Source organism: Paenibacillus profundus (genome assembly GCF_021369635.1).
Taxonomy (GTDB): domain Bacteria; phylum Bacillota; class Bacilli; order Paenibacillales; family Paenibacillaceae; genus Paenibacillus_B; species Paenibacillus_B profundus.
Genome location: NZ_JAJNBZ010000007.1, coordinates 1 through 18513, shown reverse-complemented (window position 1 = coordinate 18513; position 18513 = coordinate 1). Strand labels below are relative to the sequence as shown.

Genomic DNA, 18513 nt, shown 5'->3' with positions numbered 1-18513 from the left:
GACTATAGACGATGGAGTGACTGCATGTGACTACAATACCATTACAACGCAGCGGCTATCCGGTCAGCCGCCTCGTACTCGGCTGCATGGGGCTGGGCGGGGACTGGAATAGCGAACCGTTTGCCGCCGATCATGTTAAGCAAGCTCACGAAGCCGTGGAGGCTGCTCTTGATAGCGGCATCAATATGTTTGACCATGCCAACATTTATACGCGGGGCAAAGCGGAGCAGGTATTTGGGCAAGTACTCAAGGAACAGCCCGTATTGCGAGAACGCATCTTCATCCAATCCAAGTGCGGCATCCGCTTCGCCGAAGGGGACGTGCCGGGTCGATATGACTTCTCCGAACAACATATTATTACTAGCGCAGAGGGCATCCTGTCACGCTTGGGCGTAGATTACATCGATTTCCTGCTTCTCCACCGGCCAGACCCGCTGATGGATCCAGACGAAGTCGCAAGCGCCATTCACCAATTGAAAGCATCCGGCAAGGTCCGCGATTTCGGGGTGTCGAATATGAGCGCTGGCCAGATTCGTCTCCTGCAAGCATCCTGCGACGAGCCGTTCATTATCAATCAACTGGAGATGAGCCTTGCCAAGATTGGCTGGCTTGACACTGGCGTGCATGTGAATCAGGCTGCGGCCACTGCCGATATTTTCCCGGAAGGAACCATGGAGTTCTGCCGCTTGGAGAACATTCAGCTCCAAGCATGGGGACCGCTTGCGCAAGGAATATTCTCTGGCCGTTCCATTGACGATCAGCCTGAATCCATTCAAGCGACAGCGAAGCTGGTGCAGCACATGGCCGAAGAGAAAAGCACGACACCGGAAGCCATCATCCTTGCCTGGTTGATGAAGCACCCTGCCGGCATTCAGCCTGTCATCGGAACAGTTAACCCAGCCCGTATTCGGGCTTGCGGGGACGCAGTCAATGTGACGCTGTCCCGCGAAGAATGGTTCCGCCTCTATGTCAGTTCAAGAGGACGGGCGCTTCCATAACCCTTTATATTACAAAAACGGGATCGGTCGCATGATAAGGCGATCATTCCCGTTTTTTTGATGTTCACGCTCAATCATGAACCAGATGTTATATCCCTAAAGAAATATATTTAATTTCTAAATATTCATCGATCCCGAAGTGGCTGCCTTCCCTGCCCAAACCACTCTCCTTCAAGCCTCCGAACGGAGCCTGGGCGGCCGACGGAGCTCCATCATTCACGCCGATGATGCCGTATTCCAAGCTTTCCGCAATCGTTACCGCCTCCCGAATGTTCTCGGTGTACACATATGCCGCGAGACCGTACGGCGATTCGTTCGCACGCTGTACTGCTTCCTCCACCGATTGGAACACCGCTACCGGAGCAAGCGGGCCGAATGTCTCCTCCTGCATGCACAGCATTTCATCCGTTGCATCCGCTATGACCGTTGGCTCGATGAAGAACCCGCGATCGTTCACATCCGGCTGACCGCCTGTGACAATACGTCCACCTTTGGCAACCGCATCCTCGATATGAGCGATTACTTTGTCCACCGCGCGGCCATTGATGAGCGGGCCGATATCCGTCGTTCCCAGCATGCCGTCCCCGACCAGTAAGCGAGCCGCTCTATCGGCAAGCTTGCGGGTAAATTCATCGGCAACAGGAGCGGCAACATAAATCCGGTTCGTGCATACGCACGTTTGGCCCGCATTACGGAATTTGGATGCAATCGCTCCCTCCACCGCCATATCGAGATCCGCGTGCTCCGTAACGATAAACGGAGCATGACCGCCCAGCTCAAGCGAAATCTTCTTCACCGTATCCGCCGCGCCCCGCATCAATTGCTTGCCTACATGCGTAGAGCCGGTGAACGACAGCTTGCGAACGCGCGCATCTCGCTGCCACTCGGCTGCGATAGCTGCAGGCTCCCCCGTGACCACATTCAAGACGCCGCGCGGAATGCCGGCTTCATCAGCCAATTCGGCGAGCTTGAGAGCCGTGAACGGCGTCTCCTCCGATGGCTTGATGACAACGGTGCATCCGGCCGCAAGGGCAGGCGCTGCTTTACGGGTAATCATCGCCGCCGGGAAGTTCCATGGCGTAATCGCCGCGACAACGCCGACCGGCTGCTTCAGTACGACAATCCGCTTATGCGGAGATGAGGCGGGAATCGTCTCGCCATAAATGCGTTTCGCTTCCTCCGCATACCACTCGATATATTGATTGGCGTACCGAATCTCTCCAATCGCTTCCTGCAGCGGCTTTCCCTGCTCCATCGTCATGATGCGCGCCAATTCGTCCGTATGCGCTTCAATGAGCTGGTGCCACTTTTTCAATAACTTGCTCCGTTCTTCTGCTGTCGTCTTGGACCAGGTCCGAAAAGCTTCATAGGCCGCGTCAGCCGCCAGCTTCGCCTGCTCGCCGCCCCCGAACGGGACCGTTCCGACAACTTCCCTCGTCGCTGGATTGATGACCTCTATTGTCTTATCCGCATCTGCCCATTGACCGTTTATATACATGCCATATTTCAACATAAGTTATTCCCCCAAATATCTGTCATTGCATCGTCAAAGTTGATTGATCCTTTACTATAGACTACCATAAAAAGGTTCACTAGAGTTATACCCTTACCCTTTATGGTTGCAACTGGAAAATTCATCTTTGGAGAGAATAAAATTGCGGTTCAACACGTCAAGGCTGAGCAGGTTCCATCATTTCCGGGTAAGAGGCCATTAATTCGATGTCATCGTCCGTTAGCGCGTACGGGAACATGCTCATGCAGATGAGTGCTTCTTATTGGGGTCACCGTACCATTTCGGGAAAACTCTGTACGTTAAGCATAATATTGAATGCTAAAAGCCGGATTCCTGTAAGCTAAGGAAAGCCGGCTTTCGTATAACATATCCTTGTCGCATCCGCTAATGAATAATAACAATTATAACGATTATTGATTTCATATTCGGGATCTGCTTTCTTTAATTAACACCTTGCTAACCCGCAAACAACTCACTCGCTCAGCATTGAATACAGTTCGTATGTTCATTAAATAAGAGGTGATTGAATCAATGTTGCGAAATTAAATTGGTGTACATGACCATCATTCAATGTAGTTTGGCCTGTAACAAAATGTACGTGTTTTCCATTTCCGACTGGAATAGCCGGTCCTGTTCTAATCTTTTTCAGATTATGAAAATGGTTCAAGAAATCAGTTTTCGTGAGATCAATTTCATGGACATGACTTTTTCCTGACCGAATCGCTTGCCCTGTAACACCTGCAAAGCGATGGTTATGTCGATCTGCGCCTTCTTCAGCCAGTTTAGTACTGCCTTCAAATTCATGCACGTGCCTCTGTGTCTGTTTAGAAGATGTTGTTTTCTTGTTCATCCGTTGTGTGCCTCCATATGATTATGTGACTTTCACAACATCCTATTAAGGCAAATATATATAAGTGCAACGATCAGCGGGGTCCTCATGATAAAAAATTTTGATTATACACTTATTTCATTGTTCTAAACTGCACGTTAGCTTAGGAATTTTGGAATGCGCGCGAAAACGACTCGTGCAATTGAAAACCTCGACTCCTTACTGTTTCAGACCTGATCAGGGACCGAGGGTGCAATAATCGGCCTGTAGGCTAATGCCATGTCCACGATTTGTTCTGCGGAGTAGCCCTCGTCCGACCAAAAAATCAGATCCGTTACCTCCGGATGGGGAACATTGTCTGCTAGCTGGTTCACTTTATGGTCGATTTCCGCCTCCGTGCCTTCACATGCCAAAATCTGTGCTGTCAATTCAATCAATTGCTCCCGATTCAGCTTGGGCTCATGCGGATTATAGAGCGAGATGCGTTCAGTTGCATATCTCACGCTCTGATCACCGTGTATGACGGTCTGCTCGATGAACCACAGCAGATCCGGAAATCCGGTGTTCGCTTCCAAACCAGCTGCCTGCTTCGCAAGCTGCTCTTCGTCGTCGCTAACGGTCAAGAGCTGTTCTAGTCGATGCTCGATTTCCTCTTTGCCTAACATTTGCAACACTCCATTTCATACCGCACTCCGAACTGGTGTCGTATTTATTCCTCTGCTCTCGTTAATATAATTATTTTCCCGACTGCATTGGAAGCACCGTTCCACTGTACCCATGGCGTCGACCAGTGAGTATGCCCGCAGCATATGAGTGCGGGTGAGTTCTGCTCAAGCAAGCTGCATAGCGTTTTTTCGCCCTGTAGCCCATATGACGCTTCTCCGGTATCCTTGCCCCATGCTGCGGAATCCGCACCGCTCTTAGAACGATTGCGAATCCCTCCGTATTCCACTTGTAGTGGCAGGGATATCCGCTTCAGGCACTATTGAATCCAAAGTCCAAACAACCTGAATGACAGTGTGAGCTGATGACCGGATTCAAAGGCAGCGCCAGCTCGCTCTAGCGGATGCAGATATCCTCCACCTCCATTTGTTTCGTTGTTAACTTTTAATTAGAATGAGGCCGCTACGCTTGGAACACTCCATTCATCCATCTGGCAATTCGGTTTAACCGTTCCACCCGCAGCTCTGGATGACCGCTGCGTGACAAATCATGATTCGCGCCCGGGAACCGCACGAGCTGCGTCTTTTTGCCAAGACGCTTTAAGGCGACGTACAGCTGCTCCGCTTGCTCGATTGGGCAGCGCAAGTCCTCTTCTCCGTGCAAGATTAACAGCGGCGTCTCCACTTGATTCACATAAGCAAGTGGGGAATGCTTCCATAGCTTCTCCGGCTCCTCCCACGGCTGGCCGCCGATCTGGTCTTCGGTGAAGAAATACCCGATGTCGCTCACGCCGTAGAATGATAGCCAGTTGCAGATGGAACGCTGCGTTACGGCTGCCTTGAAACGACTCGTATGACCCACGATCCAGTTGGTCATGAATCCGCCGTAGCTTCCTCCCGTTACGCCAAGCCGCTGTTCATCCACATAGCTGTAATGGGATACGGCATAATCAACCAATTCCATTACGTCCAAATAATCGCGTCCGCCGTAATCACCGCGGCACGCATTGACGAACTCTTGGCCATAGCCATGGCCGCCGCGCGGATTGCAGTAGATGACTGCATAGCCTTGAGCGGCAAGCAGTTGGAACTCGTGCATGAAGGAGTTCACATACATGGCGTGCGGACCGCCGTGTATTTCGAGGATGGTGGCCGCCTTCTTCCCTGTCTCCAAGCCGACGGGAGGCAAAATCCAGCCCTGCACCTTCCCGCCATCTGACGCTTCGAACCAGAACGATTCGGGATTGCTCAACTGCAGCTCCTCTAAGAGGCCCGCATTGCTCCGCGTTAATTGCACTTCATTCTTGCTCTCTGTATGCAAGCGGTACAGCTCTCCCGGCTGCTGCGTATCCGCCGCAACCAGAACGAGTTCGTTGTCGGTTCCGGACTGCGCGATTTGGATGATTTCCCGCGGGCCCGAAGTCAGCATCACATGACTGCCATCCACGCCGAAACGGCCGACATGGACATTGCCTTCCGTCGTCACGAGCGCATAGATGGATTGCCCGTCCCGGCTGAAGACCGGTCCAGAGGACGCCCCCATCTTCATATCTGTGACGGCTGCATTACCCATGTGCAGGTCCAACCTGCCAGTTAAGCACTTGATTTCACCGTCAGGATACGCAGCGGTATAAATTTGTGTCGTCGTTGCATTTCCATGCGAGCGTTCGTCGCCGAAAAAGGCGATGCTGCTGCCGTCCGGTGAGAACACCGGCTTGCTGACGGACATCGCGGTCTTCGTCAGCCTGCGGAACTCTCCCCCGCTGCGTCCTACGATGAACAGATCGTTCGTTAATACCAAGTCTGCATCAACTGAGGCATCTGTCGGAATTTTGGCTGCAAAAACGATCTCATCGCCATTCGGCGACCAGGTAAAATCGATAACGTCAAAACCACCGGACGTTATCGCTGTGTCTTGTGCGCTTTCAATATCGTGCACGAACAGATGCACTCTCTTACTATCCCACAAGCCGGAACCGTCGGCTTTGGACTTCGTCCGATCCACGACAATCGCTTGTTTTCCTGGCTTCGGCGAGTCATCCTGTTCGGCTATTGCATCATCGCCTTTCGCCTGCTTGTCCGGATCCGCTTTTGACGAATACAGAAGGGATTGTCCGTCTGGCGACCAAGCAAAGGCGCTGACTCCCTCTTCAGCCTTCGTGACGGCGTACGCCTCTCCACCCTCCGCATCAATGAACCATACTTGGTTCTTTTGTCCGTCCTTGCGGAGGAAAGCCAGCTTGGAGCCGTCCGGTGACCAAGCAGGCGCCACATCCTGTTCGCCGCGCGTAAACTCCCGGGTTGCACTACCATTCCAATCCGTCAGCAAGATGCGTGAGCGGTACCCGCTTTTGTCTTCTTTTACAGTCTTGGAAACATATGCAATGGTACCGCTGGCAGGACGGACAGCTGGATCGCTGATCCAAGTAAATCGATACAAATCCTCTGCTGTAATTCGTCTTTTAATCATAGTGGATGACCTCCTGTTCAAAGTTTAAATATGTTCTTACTTTACCATGATATGAGTATCATCTCACTTAAAAAAGCCTCTCCAACCGGAAATGATTCCGGTCGAAGAGGCATTTCACCTGCTAGAACGGCCGCATGCCAAGCGTGTCGAGCTTCTCGCCCGTTATGTCCACGCCCTCCTTCGCCGTAATGTCACGATAGTGGCCCGCTCTGCGAGCGATGCGAACGTCGCTCTCGCCGAGGTTGCCTTCCTGTCCCCCGTTGATGACCATAATCGTCACCCCGAAGCCCGGCGGGTTCAAGCCTTTGGCGATCTCCTCAGCCGAAGGCACCCAGTTGCCTACCATCACATCGTGACAGGATGGCTTCGGCGCCTGCGGCGTCATCCAGAACAAGATCGCCGTCATGAAGCCGAGCTTCCCATCTGCCGTGATGCGTTCCGGATCGTTGAGCAGCACTTGCTTATCCCCGTAAATAATCGAACTGAATAATCCATAATTATAATTCCAGCTTAATTGAATCGGCCCGCGTCCGTGATATGATTTGCCGGACACCGGAGGAAAGTCCTTGTTCGCCCCGTCTACATACCCAATGCCGCCATTGCCCCCGATATAGCTGACTTCTTCATTCCAATAGAGGGCCCATCGCAGCTCTCCTCCCGGAGCGGTCGCCCAGCCTCCGCCCGTTTCATGAGCAATATTGGCCAAGAAAGCTGCAAGCTCGCGCTTTTTGTCCTTGTCTGCTCCTTCCTTCAGGAACGAGCCAAAGTCGACAATCCGGGTCTGAATCGGCTTCGCGGCCGCCCAGTCGTCGTTGAAGCCTGCCGTTTCCAGCAGGAGCGTTTCCTTCTTCTGCGCTTTGTCCAGACGGCTAATCCGCTGCAGCCACGCCGAACCTTCCCGCGTTTCAATTTTATACTTGATATTTGCTACATCGCGCACAGCTGCTATTAAATTGTCATAGGAGTAATAATCGGTTTGATCCGCACGGTAGTAGTCTTTACCGTTCGCAACCTGATGCCACTCCGGCGATCCGATACGCAATGGGAACAGCTCTTCGAATTGCGCTTTCGACAACGCGGCTTGCACGGCTTGTGCCGCTGTGTCCGGAGCATACTGCGGATCGATGCCTTGCCATAACGATGCAATTTGCGCGTCCGTCAGAATTCGACTCTGGCCGACCCCCAGATCGGTTCCGGCAACATCGGTTCGTACTATCAGCTCCGCGCTAGCCGTACCGTTGCCGGCTGCATCGTATGCCTTTACGGTGTATGTGTATGATGTATCCGCTTGCAATCCGCTGTCCGTATAAGACAAAGCCGTGACCGAAACGAGGAGGGTTCCGTTCCGATATACGTCATACTTTGCGATGCCAATATTATCTGTCGCGGCTTCCCAACTCAATGTTATAGCGTTTGAACTTTTGGACAATGCTTGGAGGCCAGATGGAGCCGTTGGCGCTTCTGTATCCGTTTCTCCTCCGCCGGGAATGCCTGGATCATCGCCGATAAGCTCCCACGGCGTTTCCCACGGATCAGCTCCCGGCTTATCCGGAACGTCGTTCTGTGTCCACCATTTCGCGCGGTATTGCTTGCCATTGTAAGTCACAATCGTACCGGCCGTGTAGGCCTTCTCTGCAGACCATGTCTCAGCAGCCGAAGCGGCGGCGCCTAATTGGTCCGCGCTTACCTCGCTTCCTTGCGCCAGAGGTGCCTCTTCAGCTCCGACCGCCGCTCCGAGCGGCGCAACAAGCAGCGAGGTTCCTAACAAGAGCGCGCTCATACGCCGCAAAAACTTTCCAGAATACGGATAACTGCGACTCAACATCATTCATGCCTCCTTAAAATGGGAATAGATGACTACTCCACTAATGTAAGGGAACAAGCCCTATTTTGACTATAGGCATAAACTACTAATTATGTAAACGCTTTAACTCTATTTCTGTCTGACCATGAGGAATCGTCCGACTCGTGCTTGACTCTCACATGATGTTATACTTTAACATGACATTACCGGGCCCGTGAAAGGGGTTATAACAGATGCGCATCAGCGACCTGTCACGTCTAACTGGAGTCAGTATTCGCTCCTTGCGTTATTACGAAGAAAAAGAGCTGCTCTCTCCCGCGCGTACGGAGAGTGGCTATAGGGAATATGAAGTGGAAGACGTCGAACGAGTGAGAAAAATTCAATTTTATTTGCAATTGGGTGTCCGTACGGAAGAATTAGCCCATCTATTTCATAATTGTGCCGGTTTTCCCGGAAACGGGAATCCGTCATGTGCAGAGGATGCCATTGCCTTCTATGAAAGCAAGCTGCTTGAAATACGCCGCCAGAAACAGCTGCTGGAGACGGCGGAACGGGATATCAGCCATATCATCGCACATTGGGAAGAGATGCGGCAGTACGAACCGATTGGAAAGAGAGGGAGCAAACAAATGTTGATGCTGGATCATGTTACGTTCGCAGTCCGCGATTTGGATGCAACCGTACACAAATTGACGAAAGAGATAGGAGTCCGGTTCTCCGCTCCTGTCGAAGCTATTCCTGGTGCGAGAGGGCAAGTCGCATACTTAGGAAAAGGATTCCTGGAGGTCATTGCGGAGGAGGATTCAGACAAGCTGCGAAATACCGAACTTGGCACAGGCTTCGCCGAATTTGCGGAGAGGCAGGAAGGAATATTCGGTGTAGCACTAGAAGTGAGCGGCGGACTGGCCAGCTTTATCGATGACGCGAAGGAACGGGGCGTCCCGTATATCGGGCCATTTATGCAGCAGGCGCCCTTATCGGATGGATTGCACATCCAGTTCGGTACGGCGTTTCTCGGATATGATATGCCTTGGCTGATCGAATATGAACAATCCAGGGCATGGGACAGTCCGTTCCGGTTGAGCGGAATCGAAGTAAGCGCCGCTAATCTGTCTGCTACGGCGCAGCAATACCGGCAGGTGTATCATTTATCGGCGCCTGTTCCGATCGGTGAAGCCGCATATGAGTGGCAGCTTGACAGAGGCGGGATTCGACTGATCCAGCAAGAGCAGGAGCAACCCGGGTTCTCGGCTGTAACCATTGCAGACAAGGAACGGGAATATCGGATTGAATTCGTTCCTGAAGCCGGGATGACGATTACGCAATCATCATTATAATTGTACAGTCTGACTTTTACCGGGGCTGTCATACGGGCGGCTCATCTTGACGCCCCCCGTATGACGCTCTTGTCTCAGAGCGAAAGCCAACGCCTTCCGCGCTATTTCGCGGTCATCGAAATGGATCGTGCCCTCGCGCCCAATTTGATACGTTTCACAGCCTTTACCGGCGATACAATCGATACCCTGCGAACTTGCAAGCTGAATGGCTCGATAGATTGCTTACTTCCGGTCAGCAATCCGCTCGAAACTGCCTGCTAGCCGTTCATACGGAAGTCCTGCCTGAATGTCATCCAAAATGCATTCGGGCTCTTCCGACCGGGAATTATCCGATGTAATGACGATTCTTATCAATCGGGACAAGGTACTTACTCTTCAGCCAATCTGCAAAATGCCCATATTCGACGCCAAGCGCATACGACTCTTTATTGATTTTCTCGGTTCGCTGCAGATAAATGAGCAAAACGACAAAATCCTTCAAGCTGTCGGCGATAACGATTTTCTCATCTTCATCTCTGCCGAAGTTGATTATTTGACCCTCCGTTCCATGTGTATCCGGATCAAGGTCCAAGCCGATAAAGTTGCCGCCGAAATCGTTAATGAACGGGAGCCACCGCTTGTCTGCATAGATGTCCTTGATCGCCTGCTCGGGATAAGAAATACAATTACGGCTGCACTGCAGAATCTCCCCTTCATCCATACTATCCAACAGGTCGGTCCAGATTCTCCATTCCCGCTCCACCTCTTGCAACGGCATGAAATTCAAACCATAAAATATGCCCGACTCCTCCTTGTCGTTTTCCCCGTCATGCATGGCATACAACGCTTTGAAGTCTTGCGGAAGCTCGAAACCTATGGTGGCTTCCAATTGTTCCAGCTGTGAGGAGCGGCACCCTGCTCGAAGATTGTTGTACAGCACTGCGCGGTGTTCTTTTATCGGCTGCATGTACAGACTCCATAATTGCTCGAATGACAGCTCTGACAACTCAGAATACAGCCTTAGATAGGCTTCTGAGTTCTCTCTGTGGTACACTTTTGTGCGTGTGACGTCTTTCGCATTAGGATTGTCAATCAACGCCTGTATTGTCGGATCCAGTGGTATTCCGAGATATTTATATTCGAAATAATCGGTTTTCTCGGAGCTGAACAGGAACGTCTTCTCTTTGTAATAGTAATCAATTTGCACTTCATTCCCCGAGGTCAATAGGATGACGAATTCATCCCAAGTTTGATTGCGGATATCTTCCTGCAGCGCCTCCAAATGTTCATATAGCAGCTCTTCCTGCTCTTCAGGCAACTGCCAATTGCCTAAGAGACTCCCATCTTTTCGTTGGATGCGCACGGCAGTGCTCAGGCTGTTTGTCGTAATTTCACTATGAAACAGGAGCTTCTCCCACAAAAAATCTTCCGCTGTCAAACACGATTTCAAGCATGTCACGATTGCGTCCATAACGTCGCTATTCAGATTCATCATTATCATACCTTTGCATCTAGTAATTTTGGTGAGGCAGGGCCTCGGCCTCGCAATCATACCAATTCTCCATTTATGAGAAAAGTTCCTTCTATCGAATCGAAAAGAAAGCACATCCACTTGGGGATGCGCTAGTGTTAAAAATTCGGATAAATCTTGTGTCGCGTTAAGATTGAATTCCATATATCCTGTTGTATAGCCATAGTACGGCTGCAATGACCGCGGCAGAAGACAATGTGACAATTACGATATATCCAACCTTGCTCATATTCCGGGTATATTGATCATAGAAAGCATTTTTCCGAAATGGACTGATCCACAACTCTCCGATTAAATTAAGCACGACCACTACGAAGTTTCTCACTACCAGCATGGCTGAACACCACCTTAATGCGAATTGGATATATTATATCATACGTATCCCATAATTACCCATTCCATCTTCTTATCGCGTTCGGACGACGCATAAGATTTTTCATATCATGCGATTTTTTATACCTATATAAGAAAAACGGTGAACGTGATGCACCCTAAATATAGGCTGCGAAATACAGTCATTTTCCGATATTGGTTTGTACCTGAGTTAGAGGGAGATTGGGGCTAAATGCTGTATTGTGTACAGCAGCCCTCTGATCTTCTGAGCAAGGCGCCAAGGTATATACACATCTATGTTTTGTATATTCCTCAATATTCAGAAAATGAAATTTTTCGAATATGAGTCCAATAAATTTCGTGTTTGCTTTAGCGACTGAACCATGGGGAGAGTGGGGCTAGACACTGGAATGCATAGATTGATCTCGAACGTGATTGTTCAGAAAAATTAGGTGCGGTGTGTCGAGGGGGCGGCTTATGCAGCAGTTATGCAGAAAAAAGGTCGCATACGTTCTCACGCAGGCGACCTTGCTGGGATTTTGCTATTTTCAATCTTACAATACCGTGTCGTCTACCCCGTTCAACCACGCCTCGATGTCACCAATGACGGACGCCACGCAGCCGTTCTCAAACGGAGAAGTCAAGCCAGCCAGCTTCACTAAGCCGGTAAAGGATTGGCTGCCTCCAGCCTGGCACAATTTCAGGTAGTCGGTCCACGCTGGCTTCCAATCCTCGTTCATCCGCTTCCAGAACTGGAATGCGCACAGTTGGGCTAACGTGTAATCGATATAATAGAATGGCGATTGGAAGATGTGGCCCTGCTTCTGCCATAAACCGCCGCGCTCCAAATAGTCATTGCCCTCGTAATTCCGGTGCGGCAAATACTTCTTCTCGATATTGCGCCAAGCGGTCTTGCGTTCCGCTGGAGTCGCTTCTGGATTCTCATACACGAAGTGCTGGAATTCGTCCACGCTGACGCCGTAAGGAATAAAGAGCAGAGCAGATGCCAAATGATCAAACCGGTATTTATCCGTGTCTTCCTTGAAGAATAATTCCATCCACGGCCAAGTGAAAAATTCCATACTCATGGAGTGAATCTCCGCCGCTTCATAAGTAGGCCAGTTATACTCCGGCACTTCAAAGTGTCTGCTCTCGTACACTTGGAACGCATGACCCGCTTCATGAGTCAATACGTCAATGTCGCCGGAGGTGCCATTGAAGTTCGAGAAAATGAACGGCGCCCCGTGCTCGCTCAAATACGTGCAGTAGCCCCCGCTCTGCTTGCCTTTCTTGCTGACCAAATCCATCAGCTCGTTATCCACCATGAAGGTAAAGAACTCGTTCATTTCCGGAGATAACTCAGCGTACATTTTCGCGCCATTTTGGAGAATCCAATCCGGGTCTCCTTTTGGTGTCGCATTTCCTGTCTTGAAGCTGAAGCCTTCATCGAAATAACGCAGTTCGTCGACACCGATCCGGTTGCGCTGGCGTTCCTTCAGCTTCGTGGCGACGGGAACGATCTGCTCCAACACCTGGTCGCGGAAGTTGGCGACCATTGCAGCGTTATAGTCGGTACGGTTCATCCGGTCATAAGCAAGCTCCACGAAATTGTTATAGCCGAGCTTCTTCGCGATCTTCGTGCGGACCTTTACTAGATCGTCATAAATGCGATCGAATGACGCTTCATGCTCTGTCATGAACTGATATCTGGCTTCGGCAGCCCGCTGTCTCAACTCCCGATCGGTGGACAGCTCGAATGGCGTCAACTGCGATAATGTCCGCTCTTCACCTTCGAATTGAATTTTCGCGGAAGCGATAAGCTGGGAATATTCCGTCGCAAGTTTGTTCTCCTGCTGTAAATCTTCGATAACGTCAGGATGGAACGTCTTCAAGGACAGCTCCGCCAAAGCAAACAATTGACTGCCCCACTTGCCTTCCAACTCCGTTCTGAACTTCGAGTTGACTAGTGCACGATAATAGTCTGTTATGTATTCTTGGATGATCGGACCGACCTCGTCCACATAATCCTGCTCCGCCTTATAGAACGCATCCGTCGTGTCTACGGAATGGCGAATGCCGACAATTTGGCCTTGGGTATCGATTTCGCTGCGCAGCTTGTTGATAGCCGCCATGGCGCGATCCTGCTCTTCTAAGCTGTCCGCCGCATTGAAGGCACTCAATAACTCTTTAAAACGCTGTTCAATAATTTTAATATCGGGTCTTTCATATTGATACTCACTGAATTTCATATAGCATGTATCCTCCCTATTGGTTAATCTACACAAATCTACTACCTATTATACAAAACAATCGTCATACAATTCCATAAGTGAAGCCTCTATCAAATGGGATTTACTTACATGGACATTGTACTGGATCCATCCCCGCTTGTATAGGTGCGCCGCAACAAAAAAATCCTCCACATGAGGGAGGATTTTTGTACTTGCTATATTACTAGATTCCAAGCTTATTCGACTCTAGCACACGGCGATTCAAGAGCTCAAAATCTTCATCATGCAAAGGCTCGACCTTGCCCTTCTGATAGCCTTGTCCCTTCGTGGAGAAGAAATCGTGCGTCGTCGTCTGGGTTCTGATTCCGTTCAGAACGACGGGATTGACCTCTTCCTCTTCGAATACAGGCTCGAGTCCAAGGTTCATCAAAGCTTTGTTCGCATTGTAACGGATGTACTTCTTGACCTCATGAGTCAATCCGATCGGATCGTAGAGCTTCTCCGTATATTCGAGTTCATTCTTGTACAGATCATTCAATAAGTCCTGCACAAAGCGAGAAGCTGCTTCTTGCTCTGCACCGTTCAATTGCTGGAATGCTTCCTGGGCAAGCAATCCGACGAAGACGCCATGTACGCTCTCATCTCGAACAATGAGTTTAATAATCTCTCCGCTCGCGACCATTTTTCCTTGGCCTGCCAAATATAACGGATAGAAGAATCCCGAATAGAACAAGAAGCTTTCCAGAAATACAGAAGCTACCATTGCTTGATAGAGGCTCAGATTTCCACCGTCTTGTATATTTTTGTAATACGAGTCGATTCTGGATGTTTTATATTGTAAATGTTTATCTTCTTTCACCCATTCGAACGTATCGTTAATCATCTCCGAGCTAGCTACCGTCGTAAAGATCGTGCTGTAGCTTTTGGCGTGGATCTCTTCCATGGCCGCTTGGAAAATAAGGATTGCCTTCTTCTGTTTGTCTGCTACATGCTGCGCAATCATAGGCATGCCGACGTTGCCTTGTTCCGTATCCAGCAGCGTCAATCCGCCTAATACTCTCATAAAAGTCAACTTTTCGTTATGACTTAGCTTAGCCCAAGATTTCAAGTCTTTCGAAATCGGAATCTCGGTATCTAACCAGAACTGGGAGGTGTTCTGGGTCCACAGGAGCTCGGTATAGTCTGCTTCCGGAGCATTCCAATTCACCGCTTCAAACTTATTCATCAATATATCCTCCTTCTAACGACACCACTGGCACAATCAACGTTGCTCATCATATATGATGCACATCTGCGCATCTTTTCCGTGCTTATACGACGCAGCTTACGCATTCGTCGATCGTTCTTTTTCTCGTACGCGTATAATAGAGTGTCTTTAGCCCTTTCTTCTGGGCATAAATGTAATACATCGCCAAATCTCTCGTCGTCAAATCATCTTTGACGTATAAGATAGTAGAAATCGCTTGATCAATATGAACTTGCACTTCAGCAACCAGATCGATCAGGTTGAACATATCCATATCATAAGCTTCTTTGTAGTAGAAGAAGTTGTCCTCATTCAAGAACGGCATCGGATATATCGTTTTGGAATCCCCGTACTCGCGTTCCTCGATCTTTTGCGTAATTGGCGCGATCGAAGCGGTTGACGATTGAAGGTAAGATATCGAGCCGGTCGGCGCAATCGCCAAGCGGTAGGCATGGTAGACGCCGTATTGAGCCACTTGCTCCTTCAGCCGCACCCAATCTTCATGAGTCGGGATGTCCATGCCTTCGAACAAGGCAGCCACCTTTTCCGTCCGCGGCGAATAATCGGTATTCATGTAGCGCTCGAAATAAGCTCCGTTCGCATATTCACTCTTTTCGAAATCTTTGAACGTCTCGCCCCGCTCCTTCGCAATCAGCATCGAGCGCTCCAGCGAGTAGAAGTTGAGCATCATGAAGAAGGTGCGCACAAAATCGATAGCTTCCTTGGATTCATATGCAATTTTGTTCAATGCGAGAAAGCCGTGCAGGTTCATTGCCCCGAGCCCAACGGAATGCAGTTCGCGGTTCGCCTTCGCTACTGAAGGGACAATCGAAATGTCGCTGCGGTCGCTCACTTCGGTTAGCGCATCCATCGAACGATGAACCGTCTCTTTCATCCGCTTGTTCTGCATCACGTTAACGATGTTAAGTGAGCCCAGGTTACAAGAAATATCGCGATTGATTACATCCTCTTCACCGTAATCATTGATCGAGGATACTTCACTTAACTGCGCAATCTCACTGCACAGGTTGGAAAATTTAACACGCCCAATTTCTTTCAGCGCATGATATTCATTGGCGTTATCGACAAACATTAGGTATGGGTAACCGGATTCCATCTGGATTTGTGCAATTTTAATGATAAGGTCTCGGGCAACAACTCGTTTTTTGCGGACATTCGGGTTGTTGACGAGCTCATCATACATGGCTGTGATATCCATATCGTCCATATGCATGCCGTACTCTTTATATACCGTATGCGGGTAGAAGAGATACATATCTTTATCTTTCTCTACCAATTCGAAAAATTTATTAGGAGCTACGACGCCAAGCGACAGCGTTTTGATACGAATTTTCTCATCGCTGTTAATCTTTTTCGTATCCAAAAACTCATGAATGTCGGCATGGAAAATGTTTAAGTAAACGACCCCGCTGCCATCGCGTTGACCCAATTGATTCGCATAGGAGAAGCAATCTTCAAACAATTTCATTACCGGCAGCACACCGCTCGCTTTGCCGTCCAAGCCTTTGATCTGTTCGTCAGCTGCGCGGATTTTGCTCAAGCTCAAGCTTACGCCGCCTCCAATTTTACTTAATTGCAAGGCAGAATTAATGGCGAATCCGATCGAGTTCATCGAATCGTCGATCTCCAGCAAGAAGCAGCTTACCAATTCACCGCGCCGCTTCTTCCCTGCATTCAGGAAGGTCGGCGTTGCTGGCTGGTATTCCTGCGAAATGAAGAGCTCCGCGTATTCCATCGCCTTCTTCATGTCACCATTGCCCAAGAAGAGGGAGACGACCGCAATGCGATCTTCGTACCGCTCTAAAAACTTCGTTCCGTCATTCGTCTTCATAGCGTAGTTGTTGTAGAACTTAAAAGCGCTCATAAACGAAGGAAATCTGAACTTCTTCTGATACACCATCTCGTACAACTTCTTGACTTCAGCAAAACTATATTTATCGAACAGCTCCTGTTCGTAGTAGTCATGCTCAATGAGATAATCGATTTTCTCTCTCAAATCGTGAAAGAAGACCGTGTTTTGATTCACATAATCGACAAAATAACTTCTAGCCGCCTCACGGTCTTTTTCAAACTGATACTTTCCATCTTTTAACACCATAATTTCATTGTTAAGCTGAATCCAATTTGATAGTTGCATCGACAATTTCGTTTACCTCCTGTTTAAAACGCTCCACATCTTTATTGGTACCGCTCAGTTCAAATTTCATTAATACGGGAACTGAGTACATTTCGGAAATACGGTCCGCTGCCCTTCCATAAAGTTCGCCCCAATTCATATTACCACTGGAGACCACCCCTTGCAGCATGTCGCCATTATTCTCCAAAAATTTCAAAGTCGATTGAGGCGCTTGTCCGAATCCAGTCGAATATGTAATTAAGACGAATGGTTCTTCGACAGTCAGCCCGTCTGCGACTTGAATACACTCCAGATCAAGCTTATTGACGAAGCGCTTCACGTTTCCGGTCTTTGAGTCAAACACGATACGCATCAGTGACCCTCCATTGCTAGAAGCATTGCAAACATGATTCTGTGATTTTTTCCATAGAAAAAGCCCACCTAATCTGGTAGATGAGCTTAAAACGACAACAAAAAAGTACAGCGCTTGTTGCTTCACCAAGCACTCTGCAGCGTGTCGTTTCCACTTCTCATCCCCCGAAGATGCGAAACCAAGTAAATAGGCAGGTCTCCTGACTTGTGTGTCATCCTACTGTGGGCCCTTCCCATATCAGCGACTCTCAGAGATCCATAATACAGTGGCAATGCCCATCTCGTCCACACTTACAGTTGCGGGGACAGCTCCGGAATTGCACCGGATTCCCTATTAAGTCGAACTCGACACCTTATTTACTCTATGATATTCAGTTAAATAATCCATATTTAGTATGTACTCTCTTAAACAGACACTAAATATAGGCTCTTATCGTAGCATACACATTTTTCTGCGAAGAAGCAAGATATTTGACATAAAAAACAAGCTGACGAAATTCAATTGGGCCATTCAATTTCTTTCTCTTTCGCACGAAAAAAAGCAGGACGTCGTCGCATAATCGCCCTGCTTCAGCAGCATGAAAGTCTATTCGATTTTCCAGGTTGCTATATCAATCTGACACTGAAATGGTATATGGTCGCACTAAAATTGATTATATTCTGAAGGTTATAAACAAAGCTTTATGTTGTGCCATCGGTACGCTTTACCCGTGACGTATCTCCATTGAAATAAAAACGATTGGATGAATCCAATGCCAATCCGCTTGTATGGGAGCTAGTCTTGGACCAGTCATCCAGATCATCAGTCAACGTTTGATTCGGAGGATCATCTGCAGAACCATTTTGTCCGACATAGGTTACTACGCTCTTGGGCGCTATTACAGCCCGAAATTTTCCACTGTTCGAAGGAATAGCAGGTCCCTGCTCCATGTTGAGGCTGTCGTTGGTTATATAAGGGGTCAGCTGTCCGGCTTTGACACTCCACACGGCTAGCCGTGGGATTCTTAGCTAGTTGGTGCTTCCGCAGTCCATTTCTGGTTTGGAAAACTGCTAAGTTTAGGGCTGTGCCAT

The 18513-nt window shown here is 49.1% G+C and carries 14 protein-coding genes and 1 riboswitch; of the genes, 2 read left to right on the top strand and 12 right to left on the bottom strand.

Features of this window, described 5'->3' with window-relative positions:
- The first annotated feature begins 26 nt into the window (after positions 1-26).
- Positions 27-998: an aldo/keto reductase gene (locus tag LQV63_RS11295; RefSeq protein ID WP_233696792.1), complete on the top strand. Its 972-nt coding sequence runs from the start codon at positions 27-29 to the stop codon at positions 996-998.
- A gap of 88 nt (positions 999-1086) precedes the next feature.
- Here LQV63_RS11295 and LQV63_RS11290 read toward each other — a convergent pair whose 3' ends face one another.
- The 5 genes from LQV63_RS11290 to LQV63_RS11270 all read right to left on the bottom strand — a co-directional run bounded on the left by LQV63_RS11290 (position 1087) and on the right by LQV63_RS11270 (position 8300).
- Positions 1087-2511, bottom strand: coding sequence for an NAD-dependent succinate-semialdehyde dehydrogenase (locus tag LQV63_RS11290; RefSeq protein WP_233696791.1), 1425 nt, complete (start codon positions 2509-2511; stop codon positions 1087-1089).
- Between the two features lie 508 nt (positions 2512-3019).
- Positions 3020-3361, bottom strand: coding sequence for a YmaF family protein (locus LQV63_RS11285; protein ID WP_233696790.1), 342 nt, complete (start codon positions 3359-3361; stop codon positions 3020-3022).
- Between the two features lie 206 nt (positions 3362-3567).
- On the bottom strand, positions 3568-4005 hold the full coding sequence (locus LQV63_RS11280) for a hypothetical protein (RefSeq protein ID WP_233696789.1): 438 nt from the start codon (positions 4003-4005) through the stop codon (positions 3568-3570).
- 460 nt (positions 4006-4465) lie between these two features.
- Complete coding sequence (locus LQV63_RS11275; protein WP_233696788.1) at positions 4466-6472, bottom strand: alpha/beta hydrolase family protein; 2007 nt, start codon at positions 6470-6472, stop codon at positions 4466-4468.
- Positions 6473-6593: 121 nt separating this feature from the next.
- Complete coding sequence (locus LQV63_RS11270; RefSeq protein ID WP_233696787.1) at positions 6594-8300, bottom strand: glycoside hydrolase family 19 protein; 1707 nt, start codon at positions 8298-8300, stop codon at positions 6594-6596.
- A gap of 209 nt (positions 8301-8509) precedes the next feature.
- Here LQV63_RS11270 and LQV63_RS11265 point away from each other — a divergent pair, with 209 nt between their 5' ends.
- Complete coding sequence (locus tag LQV63_RS11265) at positions 8510-9613, top strand: MerR family transcriptional regulator (protein ID WP_233696786.1); 1104 nt, start codon at positions 8510-8512, stop codon at positions 9611-9613.
- A gap of 325 nt (positions 9614-9938) precedes the next feature.
- Here the strand turns inward: LQV63_RS11265 and LQV63_RS11260 are convergent, their stop codons facing one another.
- From LQV63_RS11260 to LQV63_RS11230, 7 genes are all read right to left on the bottom strand, one after another.
- Positions 9939-11087, bottom strand: a complete 1149-nt coding sequence (locus LQV63_RS11260) for an SMI1/KNR4 family protein (RefSeq protein ID WP_233696785.1) — start codon at positions 11085-11087, stop codon at positions 9939-9941.
- Positions 11088-11250: 163 nt separating this feature from the next.
- Entirely contained in the window at positions 11251-11457 is a 207-nt protein-coding gene (locus LQV63_RS11255; RefSeq protein ID WP_233696784.1) for a hypothetical protein, read from the bottom strand.
- Between the two features lie 553 nt (positions 11458-12010).
- Positions 12011-13705: a M3 family oligoendopeptidase gene (locus LQV63_RS11250; protein WP_019423943.1), complete on the bottom strand. Its 1695-nt coding sequence runs from the start codon at positions 13703-13705 to the stop codon at positions 12011-12013.
- A gap of 205 nt (positions 13706-13910) precedes the next feature.
- Positions 13911-14912, bottom strand: a complete 1002-nt coding sequence (gene nrdF / locus LQV63_RS11245; RefSeq protein ID WP_019423942.1) for a class 1b ribonucleoside-diphosphate reductase subunit beta — start codon at positions 14910-14912, stop codon at positions 13911-13913.
- A gap of 85 nt (positions 14913-14997) precedes the next feature.
- Positions 14998-17091 (bottom strand): class 1b ribonucleoside-diphosphate reductase subunit alpha, encoded by a 2094-nt coding sequence (nrdE, locus tag LQV63_RS11240; protein ID WP_036705410.1) that lies wholly within the window; start codon positions 17089-17091, stop codon positions 14998-15000.
- Positions 17063-17443 carry a class Ib ribonucleoside-diphosphate reductase assembly flavoprotein NrdI gene (gene nrdI, locus LQV63_RS11235; RefSeq protein ID WP_019423940.1) on the bottom strand — a complete coding sequence of 127 codons (381 nt, stop codon included), beginning with the start codon at positions 17441-17443 and terminating at the stop codon, positions 17063-17065. Before nrdI ends, nrdE begins: the two co-directional genes overlap by 29 nt.
- Positions 17444-17615: 172 nt before the next feature.
- Positions 17616-17814, bottom strand: a riboswitch (cobalamin riboswitch).
- A gap of 309 nt (positions 17815-18123) precedes the next feature.
- On the bottom strand, positions 18124-18429 hold the full coding sequence (locus LQV63_RS11230) for a hypothetical protein (RefSeq protein ID WP_233696783.1): 306 nt from the start codon (positions 18427-18429) through the stop codon (positions 18124-18126).
- Positions 18430-18513 lie beyond the last annotated feature (84 nt).